This window comes from uncultured Roseovarius sp. (assembly GCF_947489715.1).
Taxonomy (GTDB): domain Bacteria; phylum Pseudomonadota; class Alphaproteobacteria; order Rhodobacterales; family Rhodobacteraceae; genus Roseovarius.
In genome coordinates this window covers 46,769-63,579 of sequence record NZ_CANLER010000004.1, presented here as the reverse complement: position 1 = coordinate 63,579, position 16,811 = coordinate 46,769, and the positions used below count along the sequence as shown (strand labels likewise).

Here is a 16,811-nt window from a genome sequence, read left to right as displayed (position 1 = left end):
CTAGCCTTGGCTTCCAGGCCGCGTCTTCATTGCACGGATTGTGTCTTCGACAATAGCGCGGTCTCGCGGGGAAAGGTCTTCCAGGCCGCGGTGGATGCGTTCGATCTGCAAGGTGTCGGCGTCGGGTTCGTCGTCCTCGCCCACCAAAGCATCGATGCTGACCCCGAAATGCTTGGCCAGTTTCCGGACAAGATCAAAGGATGGATTTTGGCTGTGCCCTTTTTCCATTTCCCAGATATGTGCCTTGGAAACCTCAACCGCATCCGCCACCGCCTGCAAGGATTGCCCGCTCTTCTGGCGCAGGCTGTGCAGACGCTCTCCAATATGCATGAATGCCTCCTTGTATGATGTGTCTGACAAATGCATACACCCTTGCTTTACAAGATGCCAATCGTAAGATATATCTTACACCGAAGGCCGATGAAGTGATTCTACCGGCGAGCAGATATAAGGAGGTCGAAATGGCCCGACAGAATTTGGAATGGATCGCCATTGGCGATCTCACACCGTGGAAGCGCAACGCGCGGACTCATTCGAAAAAACAGATCCGGCAGAGAGCATTGAGGCGTTTGGATTTACCAACCCAGTGCTGATTGACGAGCGCCGGACCATTCTGGCGGGGCACGGCCGGGTGGCAGGCGCGAAGCTTCTGGGCATGACAGAGGTGCCGTGCCTGAGGCTGGACCACATGAGCGATGATGAGAAGCGCGCCTATGTTCTGGCCGACAACAAGCTGGCGCTGAATGCGGGCTGGGATGAGGATTTGCTGGCGGCGGAGCTGGGCGCGCTGACGTCAGCGGATCTCGACTTTGATGTCTCGATCACGGGGTTTTCTATTCCCGAGATCGACAATGTGCTGGAGGCGGTGTCGCCCGAAGAGCTGGGCGATCCGGAGGATGACGTTATGCCCTTTGATGCACCAGCCCGCGTGCAGTTGGGTGACATTTGGCAGCTTGGTCCGCACCGGTTGATCTGCGGCGATGCGCTGGAGGCCGATGTTGTGTGCGCGTTGATGGACGGCGGAGAAGCCCGGATGGCGTTCAGCGATCCGCCCTACAATGTGCCGATCGACAGGCACGTTGGGAACTCCGGCAAGATCCAGCACCGGGAGTTTGCCATGGCCTCCGGCGAGATGAGCGAGGCCGAGTTCACCGGGTTCCTTGCGACGGCCTGCCAAAACCTGGCGGATCACAGTGTCGACGGATCGATCCACTTCATCTGCATGGACTGGCGTCACATGTCCGAGATGCTGGAAGCGGGACAAGGGGCTTATGCCGAGCTCAAGAACCTGATTGTCTGGGCCAAGGACAATGGCGGCATGGGCACGTTCTATCGCTCGCGCCACGAGCTGATCTTTGCCTTCAAGAAAGGCACCGCGCCCCACATCAACACATTCGAACTGGGCCAGCACGGGCGGTACCGCACCAATGTCTGGGAATACCGCGGCGTGAACAGCCGCCATGCGGGGCGCATGGAGGAACTGGCACTGCATCCAACGGTGAAGCCGGTGCAGATGATTGCCGATGCGATCCGGGATGTGTCAGCCCGGGGCGACATCGTGCTGGATATCTTTGGTGGGTCTGGCTCGACGCTGATTGCGGCGGAGAAGACCGGGCGGCGCGGCTATCTCTGCGAGCTTGATCCGATCTATTGCGACCGCATTCTGGCGCGGTGGGAGGCATATGCCAAGGATGCGGCGGAGCAGCTTGTTTGTGGTTGGCAGAGACCCGTGGCACAAAACCTGGAGGCTGCGGAATGAGTGGAGAGAAGAACAAGCTGCCAGTAGAAAAGCCAGGCGCCACCTATGAGGTCGGCTATGGCAAGCCGCCGGCGACGACCCGGTTCAAACCCGGGACGTCCGGCAATCCGCGAGGGCGGCCAAAAGGTGCGAAGAACAGGCTGCCCAAGCTCAACGAAGAGCGCCTGAAGAGCATCATCCTGCAGGAGGCCTACCGCGACATCACCGTGCGGGACGGCGCGTGCAACGTCACGATCCCCATGGCGCAGGCCGTCATGCGGTCCCTGTCGGTCAATGCCGCCAAGGGCCAACATCGCGCGCAGCGGCTCTTTGCCGAGATGCTGTCGACGACCGAGCGGCAGAACAAGCAGCTGGCGGATGAATGGCTGAGTACGGCGATGGACTACAAGATCGAGTGGGACGAGGAGCTGGAGCGGCGCGCCCGGCTTGGCATCACCGACCTGCCCGATCCGGTGCCGCATCCCAACCACATCAAGATCGACATGAACACTGGCGAGGCGCGGGTTGTGGGTCCATGGACCAAAGAAGAGAAAGCCGAGCTCGATATGTGGCTGGCAAAGCGCGACGAATGGGAAGCCGATCTTGCGGCGCTGAGGGATGATCTGGCTGCCGAAGAAAGCGAAGGCATCCGCGAGATAATTCGAGGCGATATCATACACGCCGAACGCATCCTCAGCATCATCGGCCAGTTGACGGAAAAGTTCAGGCGGTAGTTCGGTTCAATGGTCATGGTAGGGCTGGCGGTCAATCAAAGGACGACGCCAGCCCCTACCGGTCATCCAACATTGATGCAGAGAATGACAGGAGTGAGCCCAACCTGTGAATTCGATTTTTCTGCTGCGAGCGCGCGCAGCGCAAAAGATGCTGCATATGCAAGATTTGGCCCGCCACGTTGCGGCAGAAATAACGGACATGGCGTATCTGCGGTGACTCTGGTTTTGGAGGTTCCGAACATCGTTAACGTCGATGGTGAGGGTTAGATCTCCGACAGGCCCTAGCGTAACGCAAGACCCGAAAAATGAAAAACAGGCGGAGATGCCGTGGGCGCAAAGGAGTGGACCTGGGCAACAACCGCGCTGGTCAATCGGCGTTGTGACATGCCAGTTGCCAGTTTTCACCGACCGTTCGCAGTACCGGCATATCCCGGCGGCACACGTCAGTCGCACTTTTGCACCTGCTGACAAAGGGACATCCGCTGGGCAAATCCAATGGGCTGGGCAGATCACCGGACAACGCTTCATCTGTCGCTGCCGTTTCCCCCGGTTCAATGGATGGCCGCGAGGCCAGAAGACCTTGGGTATAGGGGTGCTTTGGCGCGGCGAACATCGCCTCAACCGGTGCTGTTTCCATCACCCGGCCCATATATAAAACCACCACCCGGTCCGCGATACGGTGCACAACGCTCAGATCGTGGCTGATAAAGATGATGCCGATCTTCAGCTCGCGTTGAATATCTTCGATCAACTTCAGAATTTGGGCCTGCACCGAGACATCCAGCGCCGAAACGGCCTCGTCCATCACCACCAGTTTGGGATTTGCAATCAGCGCGCGAGCGATGCCAACCCGTTGGTTCTGACCGCCGCTCATGTGATGTGGCAAACGGTCGTAATGCACCGGTTCCAGGCCAACGGTGGTCAACACCTCTTCTGCGCGCGCCCGCCGCTCCTGTTCGGATGTCACACCATGAAACCGCAGGGTGTCGGCGATCGAATTGCCGATCGACATGGCCGGGTTCAGCGATCCGTTCGGATCCTGAAACACCATTTGCATATAGGTACGTGCGGCACGCAAATCAGGTTTGGACAACGCCCGCAAATCCCGGCCCATAAGAGTGATCTCACCTGATGCGGGCTCAATCAACCGCAAGACAAGCCGACCAAGCGTGGATTTACCGCAGCCACTTTCGCCAACGATGCCCAGCACTTCGCCGCTGTGCAGATCAAACGACACATTGCTGACTGCGTGTAGGGGTTGAGTTCCAAACAGGCTGGTTTTGCTGCGTATCTGAAAGACCTTCGAGAGGTCGCGCACCTTGAGAATTGGATCAGTCATCTGATGCCCCCATCTGGGGTTTGACATGGCAGGCAATGGTGTGATCCGGACCAAGGCTCTCCAGGGTGGGCGTTACCTGTCGGCAGTCATCTCTGGCAAATGCACAGCGCGGCGCAAAAGCGCATCCGGTCCGCTCGCCCAATGGGATGGCGGGTGTGCCGGGGATCGGGCTGAGCGGTTGCGTTGAATCCTCAAGCGCGCGCACCGTGTTGATCAGACCCTGGGTGTAAGGGTGGCACGGGTTGGCAAAAATCTCCCGCACGGGGGCCTTCTCTACCACCCGCCCAGCATACATCACCATCACCTCATCTGCGATACTGGCAACCACGCCCAGATCATGGGTGATCATGATCAGCAGATTGCTGATCTCGGCCTGAAGCGCCTTAAGTAGCTGCAAAATCTGGGCCTGCATGGATACGTCCAGCGCGGTTGTCGGTTCATCTGCAATCAGAATTTCCGGTTTGCACGACAGCGCAGCCGCAATCATAATCCTCTGGCGCATGCCCCCGGAAAACTGCGCCGGATAATCCGACAACCGATCCCGAGGCGACGGAATACCCACCTGGCGCAGCAACTCAACCCCCTCGGCTGCGGCCTCAGCCTTGGACATATTACGATGCAAAAGCAGGCTTTCGGTGACTTGCGCGCCGATGGTCATGGCCGGGTTCAGTGACGTCAGGGGGTTTTGGAAAATCATCGAAATCCTGTCACCACGGATGTCCTGAATCTCGCGGCGCGACATGGTCAACAGATCTTCACCATGAAACTTCGCGGAGCCATGGGTGACCTTGCCTGGCTTTTGCACAAGCTGCATGATCGAGCGCAAAGTGACACTTTTTCCTGAACCGCTTTCGCCAACAATGCACAACACCTGTCCCGAGTTGGCCGAGAATGACACGCCGTCCACCGCGTGTAGTTTCCCGCGCGCCGTGGCAAAATGCGTGCGCAGGTCTGTGACTTCCAGCAGCGGTTGGGTGGTTGTATCTTTCATGATTTACCCGGCCGATCTGGGATCGAAGATATCGCGCAAACGATCCCCGATCAGGTTGAACAAAAGTGCGGTCAAAACGATCATCACGCCCGGCACAAAGGTTACATGTGGCGAGCGGCGCAATACGCCCGCTCCTTCGGCCACCATCGCCCCCCAATCGGCGGTGGGCGGTTGCACCCCAAGCCCCAGAAAGCTGAGCCCGGAGGCCACAACCACCATCAAGCCGATCAGCGTGGTGACATAGACAATCACCGGTCCGATCATATTGGGCAGAATATAGCGCCACATGATATCATGCGACGTGGCCCCCGCACTGCGCGCCGCCTCAATGTAGGGGCGTGACAACACCTGCTGCGTCGAGGTGCGTGCCACGCGGGTGATGTAAGGCAACAACACCACGAAGATCGACACGATGATGGTCAACAATCCCGGCCCCATCACCCCCGCCACAGCAATGGCCAGCAAGACGATGGGAAAGGCAAAGAAGATATCCAGAACCGCCATCAGCGCCGCATCTACCCGCCCTCCGGCATAGCCTGCGAACAGGCCGATCAACACCGACAGCACCGTCGCCGCCAAAGTGGGCACGATGGACACAAACAATGAAATGCGCGCGCCCGCCAGGGTCCGCGACAGCAGATCACGCGCCTGATTGTCAGAGCCCAGTAAAAGCCCTTCGGACCACAGGGGCATATTGGGGGTCGCGGCCACGGCATCATCCGGATTATGCGGGCTGAGCCACGGCGCAAAGACCGCCACAAACAACAGCACCGCCAGACAGCTCAGCAAAACAACCATGCGCCGGTCTTGCAGCAACCGCCTGACGACCCCGGCGATGACAGAGGTTTTCCGCGATGCACGCGGGGTCGCGTTGGGTGTTGAGGACTGGCTCATCACGAATGCCTCAGTTTGCGCGACAGCATTTCATTCACCAGATCAACAGCCAGGTTGATCAGAACAAAGCTGAAAGCGATGAACAAAACACAGGCCTGCACCACAGCGACGTCGCGCCCGAGAATGGCCTGATACAGCAATTGCCCGATACCCGGCCAGGCAAAGACCACTTCGGTAAAGAGTGCCCCGCCGATCAGATAGCCCAGCTGCAGCCCCACGATATTCAGGATATGCGGCAGGCTGTTGGGCATGGCATGTTTCATCATCAACTGCCTTGTCCCGACGCCGCGCGCAATGGCCACGGCGATATAGTCACTGGTCAGCACCTCAACAAAGACGGCCCGCACCATCCGCACGATCACCGCGGCCGAAGCGGCAGCCGCCGTCAGCGCAGGCAACACCAGATGGTTGGCAATGTCCCAGGCATCCCCACCGCCAAAAGCCTTTGTCATCCCGCTGGCCGGAAAAATGCGGTATTGCAGGGCGAAGATGTAAACCAGAACGAGACCCAGCCAAAACGGCGGCATCGCCCCCAGTATCTGGACCAACCCCATGCTGATGCGATCAAACCATCCGCCCTGACGTGCCGCGGATACGATCCCGACAACAACCCCCAGGCCAACCGCCACAAACAAGGCAGCAGCGGCCAAAAGCAGGCTGTTGAGATAGCGCGGCACCACCTCGGCAAGAACCGCATTGCGTGAAATAAGGGAGGTACCGAAATCACCCTGAAGCGTGTTTTTCAGCCAAATCATATATTGCAGGGTCACCGGCTGGTTCAGGCCCAGCTGTTCGCGCAGGGCTTCTTTGGCGGTCTCAGAGGCTTGCGGCCCCAGCAAGGCTGTCGCCACATCTCCGGGCGACAGTTGAAGCAAGGCAAATACAACGACTGAGACCCCAAACATCACAAACGCAAAGCGCACGAACCGGGATATGATGGCTTGGATCATCTGCGGACATCCTGCAAGTTTATGTGGCGGTGGCGGTGGCGATGGGATGAGTGCGGCCACACCGCAGAATGGTCGCACTCGGGCTTATGAAGAAAGGTAGGTGGCCTATTCTTCGATATAGACGTTCGAGAAATCAAACCAGTTTTCGGCAGGATTCACGAAGCCTTTGACCGACTTGTTCAGGAACACGGGCTGGCTGTCATTGTACATCGGAACAAAGCCTGCGTCTTCCATGATCAGACGGTTGGCCTCCTGATACACTTTGGCCGCTTCGGCCTTGTCTTCCATCGCCACGGCTTTGTCGAATAATGCATCAACCGCTTCGTTGCAGTACCAGCCGGAATTCACACCATTGGGCGGATGCCCGGTGCAGCGTGAGACAACACTTGTCCAGGACGGCACGGATGTGCCCCAGCCCATGGTGCCAAAGCCGGTGTCTTCGTTCAGACCAGCGGCCCATTTGCCAAGATAGGCGATCCATTCGTTCTTGATCAGGTTCACATTGATGCCAATCGCGGCCATGTCGCGCTGGAACCATTGCTCGGACAGCTCACCCAGACCATAGATGAAGATCTCCATGTTCACATCAAACCCATCGGCGTAACCCGCTTCGGCCAGCAATGCGCGGGCTTTGTCAGGGTCGTAGGGGTACATGTCAAAGTCGGGGTCATATGCGAAGGTCCCAGCCGACAGCATCCCATAAGCGGGCGTTGCCGTGCCACGCATCAGCTGCTCGGTCATGCCTTTGCGGTTGAACCCGTGCAGAACCGCCTGACGAACGCGTTTGTCCTTCAGGATCGGGTGCTTGTTGTTGAGATGCATGTACCAGATCGACGGCACATTGGCGTTGGTTGAAAGCGTCAGGAAGTCTTCCTGCTTCAGATCCTCGATCTGCTCCCACGGGGGAACCGTCATCATGTGAACCTCTTCGGCCAGAAGGGCGTTCACGCGGGTCGAGCTATCGGAGAGTTTAACAATCACCAGCTGGTCCAGCTTGGCATTTTCGCCCCAGTAGTCCTCATTGCGCTCCAACACGATCTTGACGCCCTGCTCGCGCTCGACAAACTTGAACGGGCCGGTGCCGGTGGGGTGCAGGGCGACTTCTTCGTTGCCATGCTTTTCAATGGAGGCCGGGCTCATCATCAGAAACTGGCCGTAGCTGTGGATCGTGCCGTCAAACCATTCGTAGTTTGGATTGGTCAGCGTGAACCGCACGGTGTTGTCATCGACAATCTCAAACTTTTCGATCCAGCCCGTGGTGCCGCCCATATAACCGGCAGACTTTTCATTATATTGCGGCGCGTCGGGGTTCATCACCCGGTCAACGTTGTATTGCACCGCTTCGGCGTTGAAATCGGTGCCGTCGTGAAACTTCACCCCCTGGCGCAACTTAAAGGTCCAGACCTTGCCATCTTCGGTGATCTCATAGGATTCAGCCAGGGCAGGCTTCAGCTTCACATAGGGTGCATCTGGATCATGCAGATCCGCCTCCAGCAGACCTTCGAACACCTGCCGCGTCACCGATCGGCCAATCCAACCACCCATCGCATGTGGGTCCAGCGCGTCGGCCTCGGCCGGTGTGGCCCAGACAAGCGTGCCTTGCGCAGCAGCGGGCAATCCACCGATTGTCAACGCCCCCAAAGCACAGGCTGCACCTATTGATTTAATCCAATTCGTGAACTTCATTTTACTTCCCTCCCTATGGGATATTGTCCGGGTATGGCCCCGGTTGACCTTCAGTTTGCCAATGCCCAAAGCGATGTGGCGGGATGCCGCGCGTGCCAGGGCATGGCGTCTTCAAGTTGGCGCGCCAGGCGCAACAGTATTCCTTCACAACCGAACCGCGCAGTGAACTGCACACCAATCGGCAGCCCCTTGGCCGTGATGCCAAGTGGCAGCGAAATCGCGGGCTGTCCTGTTACGTTCCACACTGGCGTGAACGGAATGATCGTCATCAGATGATCCCACCATTCCCGCGATGTCAGGTCAGCGTTCTGATCGAGCACGCCGTGGGCAAAGGGCGGCGTGGCAATCGTTGGCGTCATCAGCAGATCGTATTGTTCAAAAAACGGCGCAATGCTGCGGCAGCAGGCGTTAAAGCCGCCCAGCACAGTGGCAATCGTTTCGGGCGCGTTCATTTTGATGCCTTCGCGGTAAATATTCCACATCACGCGCTCCAGCGTATCGGGTCCGGGCGCTCGGCCGGATGTCTCGGCGGTTGCCTTGATCCAGGCGGTTTCGCCCACAACCCAGGCTGCGTTGATCGCCTCGGATAGTTGTTCGGCATCGAATTTCGGCGCGTCTTCGGCCAGCTTATGGCCCATGGCTTCGAGCATATGCGCGGTTTGCATCACGGCCTCGGAGACAGCCGCGTCAGGTGCAGGGGCCCAGGGCGGTACAGCAGAAACCGCGACGCGAAGCCCTTTGGGGGCACGTTCCAGATCACCGCCATAGGGCGCATCAGGCAGGGGGATCTGGTAGGGATCACCCACCCCCGGCCCGTTGGTACAATCCAGCATATGGGCGGTGTCGCGCACGGTGCGGCTCAGGATGCCTTCGCAGGACATCCCAAAAAGTGCTTCGCCGAAATCCGGGCCAAGCGGGTTGCGCCCGCGTGTCGGTTTCAACCCGACCAATCCGCAAGCCGAGGCTGGAATGCGAATGGATCCGCCGCCGTCATTGCCATGGGCAAACGGGACATATCCCGCCGCAACAGCCGCCGCCGAACCTCCACTGGACCCACCGGGAGAGAGCCCCTTTTGCCAGGGATTATGCACAGGACCAGACGCCAGCGGCTCGGTGGATGCATTATATCCGAACTCCGGACATTTACTGAGCGCGACAGGCACCGCGCCGGAGGCCCGAAAGCGCTTCATCAACTCGGTATCGTGGGGGGCTTTCATTCCTTCGCAAAGGCGCGACCCGTTTAGCACCGGTTTGCCTTCCAGCATCAAAACGCAGTCTTTGATGATCATTGGCACACCACCAAAGGTGCCTGATGCCTTTGCATCCTGAGGCATGGCAGCGATATCGTCACGGAACACATCCAAAAGCGCGGATAGTTTAGGGTCCAACGCATCAATTGCACGCAAAGCCGCCTCGGCCAGCTCACGCGGCGTGACATCCCCCGCCTGCACGAGTTCAGCCAGCCCAATCCCGTCAAAAGATACGTATTCCACGAAGTTCAAATCGTATTCCTTTCAGGTTTGTGTTCTGGTTCACGCCAAAACAGACGGCATTTCCCCTTGGTGCCACAGCGCCAATTGATAGCATTGCGCTTATTGCAAGGCCTCCAACACACCCTTGCAGGCGGCATCAATCGCAGCGGCCTGATGCTGCTGAAGCGCCTGCTGCCCATAGCCCGCCATAATATCAAGCATCGGATCGACAATATCGGTGGTTACGCCCGACAGCTGCTCCATCACGGCCAACCCGCAATAGGGGACAAGATTGGGAGAATACCCGCCCTCATGGGCCATAAGCAGTTTGCCACCACATAGTTTATCGGCAGCATCCATTAGCATTTGGGTCAGAGTGCGATAGCCACCGCTGTGCATCATCATACGCCCCAGCGGATCAACCGCACCCGCATCAAAGCCCGACGACACGATGATCATGTCCGGCTGATAGGCTTCAAGTGCTGGCACGACGATCTGACGAAACGTCTGCTCATACGCCCCGGTGCCGGAACCGGGCGGAAGCGGAACGTTGATGGTGTACCCTTCGCCAGCACCTTCTCCACGTTCGTCAATATGGCCGGTTCCCTTGGGATACAGATCATCCTGATGGATCGAGATCATCAACACATCGTCACGATCCCAAAACGCAGACTGTGTACCATTGCCATGATGCACATCCCAATCGACAACCGCGATCCGTTTCGCGCCGTGCTGTGCCAGCAGTTTCATCGCGGCAATGGCGACGTTGCCAAACATGCAAAATCCGCGACCCCAGTCAGCTTCGGCATGGTGGCCCGGTGGGCGGACCAACGCATAAGCATTCTTGACCTGCCTCGACCAGACGGCCTCGGCGGCACTGATCACTCCACCAGCTGACAGCATGGCAATCTCAAAGCTGCCAGGGCCAAAGGGGGTCAGCTCTCCGGCGTCACCACCACGATCATTGCTCATCTTTTGTAGACGCGCGACATAATCTTCGGTGTGGAAACGTGTGATATCCTTGTGCTGCGCTGCGACCGGTTTGATCAGTTCAAGATCATCCATGATGCCCGACACCTCCATGAGGTTGCGCATCCGTCGCTTGGTCTTGGGAGATTCGGCATGTTCATCCGGTTCAACTGTCAGGCCCGGTTGCAGGTAAAGCGACGCTGTTCCTGTATCGTGCCACATATAAAGTTCATGCGTTAGAAATCCGGTTTTCATCGCGGTCTTGTCCCCTCAGCGGTCTTGGCAGCTTGCACGACCAGAGTGACAAATGGCTGGGACAAGTCTTTTCTCTGCGTCTTTGATTTCTTTCTCGCCGCGCCAAATCCTTGACAAGATCGTAGTTTTGCGGACCAATGCCTCATGTTCACACAGCCTGAAAGCAAACAAACCTTCATCACCGGCCCTCAAAAAGGACGCTCCCCGGCAGCCTGTTGGTCACGCGCACTTTCAAATTGCTTCTTCCCGATCGAGGCATCAAACTTCACCGCCAAGTCAAGATTTCAAGGCTCAGTGACGGTTCGATCCGTGGGGGATATCAACGTCTCCCGGATGCAGTCAGACGGGCATCACCTGAACCGAACCAAATCAGGCATTGCCAAATCATCGCAGGAAAGCCTGCTGTTTATCATCCCCACCCAAGGGCATTTTTCGTTTGAGCATATGGGCCGTGAAGGTCTGGTGCGTCACGGCGATGCCCTGCTGTTGAAAACATCAGAACCCTACCACACTGTTTGTTCTGACAAATATGCGAACGTACTGTTCGAAGTGGCGGTGCCCAAGCTGGAACATCGCATCGCCAGTGTCGAAGATGCCTGTGGGCGTACGATGACCCTGGACAGCGCGTCGCGCTGGTTTTTCAAACAAACGCTAAGTTCCATGCTGGATCTGGAAAACGACGATGAGACCGACCAGAATGCGATCAGTAACGAACTGTCAAACTACATCGTCAGCCTTGCCGTCAAAAACATCGGGTTGCATTTGCTGGGTGGTCAGGGAAATGCAAGCAGCACCTACCGCGAGGGTGCGCGCCAACGCGTGGCGACTTACATCTTGGACAATCTTTCTGATGCGGACCTGACCCCTCAAAAAATTGCTGATCATCACGGCGTATCGGTCAGCTATCTGCACAAGCTCTTTCACGGTTCCGGCACAACTGTCACCCAGCTGATCATCGAAAAACGCCTGAGCATGTGCCTCGAAATGCTGAGGAATCCAGCCTGCAACGGGCTTTCTGTCACCGAGATTGCCTTTCAAGCCGGATTTTCCAATTCGGCTCATTTCTCAACCCGGTTTCGCAAACAGTACGGGTTTCCTCCGCGTCAGGCCCGTGCGTCGCAGGATTGCTGACCGCACACTGATTGTCTGACATAACAGCAGGCGCCAGGCTGTTCACCCTCAGACATCCAAAACCAGCCTTCCTGATTTGGCGCGCGATACACAGACCATCATGCAGGAATTCTCAGCTTTCTCGTCGTCATCTAAAACCAGATCACGGTGATCCACATCGCCCTCTAGAACGGCTTGTTCACACGTGCCGCACAGGCCTTGGGTGCATTGGGTCTCAATCTCCAATCCGTGCGCGCGCAGAACTTCGAGCAATGTTTGATCGGCACCCACGGTCAGAACCTCACCGCCTTGGCCCAACTGAACTTCAAACGCCGTATCTTCGGCCGTGTCACTTTGCACTGCGGTGAAATGTTCAAAATGCACGGTCATCGGTGGCCACGCCCGGCAGGTGTCCTTGACGGCATCCATCAAGGGCGTTGGCCCACAGCAATACACATGCCGTCCGGCCTCATGCGCTCCGATCATAGCGGCCAAATCCGGCAGGCCATCCTTGGCGTCGTTGTGATAGGAAATCTTGTCCGATAGAGCGCTATCCTTCAGCAAATCCGCAAAACCAAACCGGTCCTCGCTGCGGGCCAGATAATACAAACGGAAACTCTTGCCCAAACCCGCCAGCCGCTGAGCCATCGCCAATATCGGTGTGATGCCGATACCGCCGCCGATCAGGGTGAAATCAACCCCGTCCTCTTTCAATCTAAAGTGATTGCGCGGTTCGCTGATTTCGATAACCTGACCTTCGGCAAACTCACGGAAAACCGCCTCTGATCCGCCGGTGCTGTTGGCATCTTTTTGAATACCGACGCGGTAATAACCGGTGTCGGCGGGGTCTGAGCAGATCGAGTATTGTCGCGACAATCCTTCCGAGATGAACACATCCACATGTGACCCGGCGGTGAATTCCGGCAAATTCTCACCGCCTTCAGGCTCCAGTCGGTAGCTGCGCACATCAGTGGCTTCGTCGCGGATCTTTGCTATTCTGACCTTCATTTTTCTCTACCTGTTTGTGCCACAAATTCTGGTGGCATATGAACACTGATCTCTGGCAATGGGCCGTCAAACCGCTCGGCCTGTACCAAAGTTGAATTGGGCGATGGCCCCTGTCCAAGACGCGACGTACCGACATCTGCGGTCAGCACATTCGGATTGCCATGAACGCAGGTTTTTGCATCCCCGTCCATAGGCGCATACCAGGCCCCCGTCGGCAAAACGAGCACGTGATCAGCCACCCAATCCACCACTTTCGCCGCGCACAGCAGCGAGCCAGTGTCGTTGAACACACGTATGATATCACCGTCTTGAATGCCTCTGCGATTAGCCTCTTGCTGGTTCAGATAGCCCGGTTCGCGGCCCTTGATTTTTGAGGCTGCTGAGGCCCCATTTCCATCCAACTGCCCATGAATCCGGCTGCGCGGCTGGGGCGACATCAGATGCAGGGGGAACTCTTCCGCACGTTTCGATCCCAACCAGTCATGCGGGGGCAACCACATCGGATGCCCCGGACAATCGTCATAGTTAAACCTGGCGATGGTTTCGGAATAAATCTCAATCCGCCCACTTGGGGTTGGCAGCGGGTGCGCCTTGGGGTCGTCACGGAAATCCTGCAGCAACACCCTTTCGACATCTTCCGGGCAATGCTCGAACGAGCCCTGCTCCCAGAAGGTTTCAAAATCCGGCAAAGTGACACCCATTTTGGCAAATCTTTCCTGACTTTGGGCGTACATATGGCGCAACCAGTCATCTTCATTTCGGCCTTCGGTATAGCGCTTCAGCGTACCCATGCGTGCGGCCAAGCCGCTGAAGATGTCGTAATCCGTGCGCGAGTCACCAACTGGCTCCGCGCATTTTTTCATCGCAATCAACCGGCGGTCCGAATTCGGTGCCATCACATCGTTGCGTTCCATCGTGCTGGCCACCGGGAAAACGATATCGGCATGGCGCGCCATCGCGTTCCATTCCAGCTCATTCACAATCACAACGTCAGGGTTGCGCCACGCCTGGCGCAAACGATGCAGATCCTGATGATGGTGAAACGGGTTGCCACCCGCCCAGTAAACCGCCCGGATATCGGGAAAGGTGATGATTTGCCCATTGAAATCAATTTGTCCCCCGGGATTTTCCAGCATCTCGGTTACACGTGCCACCGGGATACGCTGCCGTATGGGGTTACTACCTTGCGGCACCGAGGCATAGCGGCGCCGATGCACCGGATTTGCCACCCCGTTGAATGAACTCAGCCCAAAGGCAAAGCCCCCGCCCGGCAGCCCAATCTGGCCCACCATCGCTGCCAGAACAATAAGCATCCAAAACGGCTGCTCGCCTTTCTCGGCGCGTTGCAGGGCCCATGTGGCGGTCAGCAAGGTGCGCCCGGCGGTCAGCTGCTCGGCCAGATCGCGTATGGTCTGCGTATCCAGATCGCAAATCCCGGCCGCCCATTCGGGGGTTTTCGGGGTGCCGTCCGCATCCCCCATCAGATAGGGTAGGAACCGGTCAAACCCGACAGCATAGCGATCTAGAAAATCGCGGTCATGGCGGTCGGTCTGCACCAGGTGATAGGCCAGCCCCAACATCAACGCTGTGTCAGTGCAGGGGCGCGGGCTTATCCAATGGCTGTCCATGACGCCATCAACATGGCTTTGGGTTGGGCCAATGGTGATCAACTTAACGCCAGCCTCGCCGCAGGCCTTTATCCAATCCGCATTGGTATGTGCACTGACCCCGCCCGGAGACACCTGCCCGGTGACAGAAGGCAGCCCACCAAAGGCCACGATAACATCCGTATTATCTCGGATCACCGGCCAGGTCGTACCGCTATAAATGATGTCATCCTCGGCGCCAACGATATGCGGCAACAGCACTTCGGCGGCGGCATGGGAATAGGTGTTTACGCTGGCGGTATACCCGCCCACGGTGTTCAGAAACCGGTGCACCTGGCTGAGCGAGTGATGGAACCGCCCCGCGCTGGCCCAGCCATAGCTGCCGCCAAAAACCGAAGCTGCGCCGTGGTCCTTGTAAACCTGCCCCAATGCATCTGCGGCCAAATCAAGGGCCGTGTCCCAACTGACCTCGACAAAGGGCTCATCCCCCCGCGCCGCCTTGGATTTAGCCCCGTTTTCAAGGTACCCCGCCCGCACCGCTGGTTTTTTGATCCGCAAGGGAGACGTCACCAATTCAACAAATGACGCCATGATCGGCGTCGGGTCGCGTTCAAACTCCGGCGCGCGCAATGTGACGCCCGCGCCTTCGGCCTCCACAACTTCGAACACACCAAAATGGGTTCCGGTGTAGGATTTTCCGCTCACGTCGGTCCCGTCAGAACTTGGCCAAGGCCCAGATTGTCATAAGCCTCTTGCAATTGTGTTTTCAGCCAAGACACGCCGGGGCGCCCCAAATGCCGCATCGCCAATATCTGTTGCGCCGGGGCCCATTGCTCAGACCCGCGCAATGCGTCGAGATAAAACAATTCAAACAGGTCGCGTTGCGCGTGGCTCCCGCCGATACACTGCAAAAAGGGCAGCGCCTGTGCGAACTGTTGTGCGGCTGTCACGTAATCCTTGTTTGCCAGCGCCAAAACACCGGAGGCGGCGGGGGCAGCCACGCGCACCCAGGCCACCTTTTCATCTTCGGATGCGGTGTCGGCGCGTGCGATCATGCGATCCACCATCTTGGGGGCATCCGAATGCTCTGCGCGCGCCAATGCATAAAGAAACTGAAAGTCCAGAAAGACGGAAACCTGACTGCTGGCATTTGCGGCAACCTGAGCGGCAAGGCCATGCCACCTGTTGCCCACATCCAATCCAATGCGCTCCAGCCGGTACAGCAATGAAATCCCATTGATCTGATCCTGAACACAGTTCTGGTTCAAGGCCCAGATGGTCTGATCATAGATATCCAGGGCCTCGTGCCCGCGATCCAGATCAATCAGGAACAGACACACATGCCACCAGTTATGGGTCGTCATGAACGATGTCAGCCCTGTCCAGGTATCGCTGACGTCCATCATGAACTGAATGCCGACGTCCATCGTGTTGCGGGCCTCATTGACATGCGCCATCGCGTGATGCGCCCAAGGCTCGGCGCGGTTCAGCGAAACGGCACGGTGAACCGCGCGTTCAGCATCGTCCAGCAGGTGGCATTCCTCGTATCCAAAGGCCAGCATACCGTGCAAATACGGGTTCGCATCACACGCGGCCGCAACCTTCAGCGGGGCGCGTAAAATGCCCGCCGGATTGCCAGTGTCAAAATGCAGGGCTTGCGCCCATTTGGCGGTGATGATGTCAGTGGGATGATCGTCAAGAACCTGTTCCAGCACCTTGGCCGCCGACCGGCGTTCGGTCTTGCACCAATGCTCGGCCGCTTGAATGATGGCCTGCTCACGCGGCAGGGCATGGGGGGCCAGCGCCTTGGCACGACTCAGATAGGCCTGCGCCTTTTGCATCCCATCCGCCGTTTCCGCCGAGGCAAAAAACTGCGCCGCATAGGCCTGTGCCACGGGGCAGTCATGATCAGTGTCGGCAAGGTCGACAATGATATCGACCTGAGTGGTAAACCCCAGCAGCCCATCGCCAAACTGATCCAGCGTCTGAACGGTTTGCTCAGAGGATGCGGTGACCTGAAGGTCGTGTTTATCGGTCCAGATGGGCATGGCGCACTCC

14 protein-coding genes are annotated in these 16,811 nt (G+C 57.7%); 3 read left to right on the top strand and 11 right to left on the bottom strand.

Translation table 11 applies throughout. From position 1 onward, the window contains the following. Nucleotides 1-330, bottom strand: a complete 330-nt coding sequence (locus Q1B27_RS11995) for a helix-turn-helix transcriptional regulator (protein WP_299847844.1) — start codon at nucleotides 328-330, stop codon at nucleotides 1-3. A gap of 178 nt (nucleotides 331-508) precedes the next feature. Here Q1B27_RS11995 and Q1B27_RS11990 point away from each other — a divergent pair, with 178 nt between their 5' ends. Both Q1B27_RS11990 and Q1B27_RS11985 read left to right on the top strand, forming a co-directional pair. Continuing rightward, nucleotides 509-1,759, top strand: a complete 1,251-nt coding sequence (locus tag Q1B27_RS11990) for a DNA methyltransferase (RefSeq protein WP_299847842.1) — start codon at nucleotides 509-511, stop codon at nucleotides 1,757-1,759. Then, complete coding sequence (locus Q1B27_RS11985; RefSeq protein WP_299847840.1) at nucleotides 1,756-2,472, top strand: DUF5681 domain-containing protein; 717 nt, start codon at nucleotides 1,756-1,758, stop codon at nucleotides 2,470-2,472. The genes Q1B27_RS11990 and Q1B27_RS11985 overlap by 4 nt, the downstream gene beginning before the upstream one ends. 367 nt (nucleotides 2,473-2,839) lie before the next feature. Here the strand turns inward: Q1B27_RS11985 and Q1B27_RS11980 are convergent, their stop codons facing one another. The 7 genes from Q1B27_RS11980 to Q1B27_RS11950 form a co-directional block, all read right to left on the bottom strand. Further along, nucleotides 2,840-3,811 carry an ABC transporter ATP-binding protein gene (locus Q1B27_RS11980; protein WP_299847838.1) on the bottom strand — a complete coding sequence of 324 codons (972 nt, stop codon included), beginning with the start codon at nucleotides 3,809-3,811 and terminating at the stop codon, nucleotides 2,840-2,842. After that, entirely contained in the window at nucleotides 3,804-4,802 is a 999-nt protein-coding gene (locus Q1B27_RS11975; protein ID WP_299847836.1) for an ABC transporter ATP-binding protein, read from the bottom strand. The genes Q1B27_RS11980 and Q1B27_RS11975 overlap by 8 nt, the downstream gene beginning before the upstream one ends. A 3-nt stretch (nucleotides 4,803-4,805) precedes the next feature. Continuing rightward, nucleotides 4,806-5,696 carry an ABC transporter permease gene (locus tag Q1B27_RS11970; RefSeq protein WP_299847834.1) on the bottom strand — a complete coding sequence of 297 codons (891 nt, stop codon included), beginning with the start codon at nucleotides 5,694-5,696 and terminating at the stop codon, nucleotides 4,806-4,808. Further along, nucleotides 5,696-6,646 carry an ABC transporter permease gene (locus Q1B27_RS11965; protein ID WP_299847831.1) on the bottom strand — a complete coding sequence of 317 codons (951 nt, stop codon included), beginning with the start codon at nucleotides 6,644-6,646 and terminating at the stop codon, nucleotides 5,696-5,698. Before Q1B27_RS11965 ends, Q1B27_RS11970 begins: the two co-directional genes overlap by 1 nt. Nucleotides 6,647-6,751: 105 nt before the next feature. Next, nucleotides 6,752-8,332, bottom strand: coding sequence for an ABC transporter substrate-binding protein (locus Q1B27_RS11960; RefSeq protein ID WP_299847829.1), 1,581 nt, complete (start codon nucleotides 8,330-8,332; stop codon nucleotides 6,752-6,754). 50 nt (nucleotides 8,333-8,382) lie between these two features. Continuing rightward, the gene (locus Q1B27_RS11955; RefSeq protein WP_299848322.1) at nucleotides 8,383-9,825 is read right to left on the bottom strand and encodes an amidase; all 1,443 of its coding nucleotides are present in this window, start codon (nucleotides 9,823-9,825) and stop codon (nucleotides 8,383-8,385) included. Between the two features lie 99 nt (nucleotides 9,826-9,924). Then, nucleotides 9,925-11,028, bottom strand: coding sequence for a class II histone deacetylase (locus tag Q1B27_RS11950; RefSeq protein WP_299847827.1), 1,104 nt, complete (start codon nucleotides 11,026-11,028; stop codon nucleotides 9,925-9,927). Nucleotides 11,029-11,172: 144 nt separating this feature from the next. Here Q1B27_RS11950 and Q1B27_RS11945 point away from each other — a divergent pair, with 144 nt between their 5' ends. Further along, nucleotides 11,173-12,159, top strand: a complete 987-nt coding sequence (locus tag Q1B27_RS11945; protein WP_299847825.1) for a helix-turn-helix domain-containing protein — start codon at nucleotides 11,173-11,175, stop codon at nucleotides 12,157-12,159. A gap of 48 nt (nucleotides 12,160-12,207) precedes the next feature. On the opposite strand, the gene Q1B27_RS11940 is transcribed toward Q1B27_RS11945, so the two are convergent. The 3 genes from Q1B27_RS11940 to Q1B27_RS11930 are packed head-to-tail and all read right to left on the bottom strand — an operon-like array spanning nucleotide 12,208 to nucleotide 16,801. Then, complete coding sequence (locus tag Q1B27_RS11940) at nucleotides 12,208-13,146, bottom strand: PDR/VanB family oxidoreductase (RefSeq protein WP_299847823.1); 939 nt, start codon at nucleotides 13,144-13,146, stop codon at nucleotides 12,208-12,210. After that, complete coding sequence (locus tag Q1B27_RS11935; protein WP_299847821.1) at nucleotides 13,143-15,458, bottom strand: molybdopterin-dependent oxidoreductase; 2,316 nt, start codon at nucleotides 15,456-15,458, stop codon at nucleotides 13,143-13,145. The genes Q1B27_RS11940 and Q1B27_RS11935 overlap by 4 nt, the downstream gene beginning before the upstream one ends. Then, on the bottom strand, nucleotides 15,455-16,801 hold the full coding sequence (locus Q1B27_RS11930) for a tetratricopeptide repeat protein (protein WP_299847819.1): 1,347 nt from the start codon (nucleotides 16,799-16,801) through the stop codon (nucleotides 15,455-15,457). The genes Q1B27_RS11935 and Q1B27_RS11930 overlap by 4 nt, the downstream gene beginning before the upstream one ends. Nucleotides 16,802-16,811 lie beyond the last annotated feature (10 nt).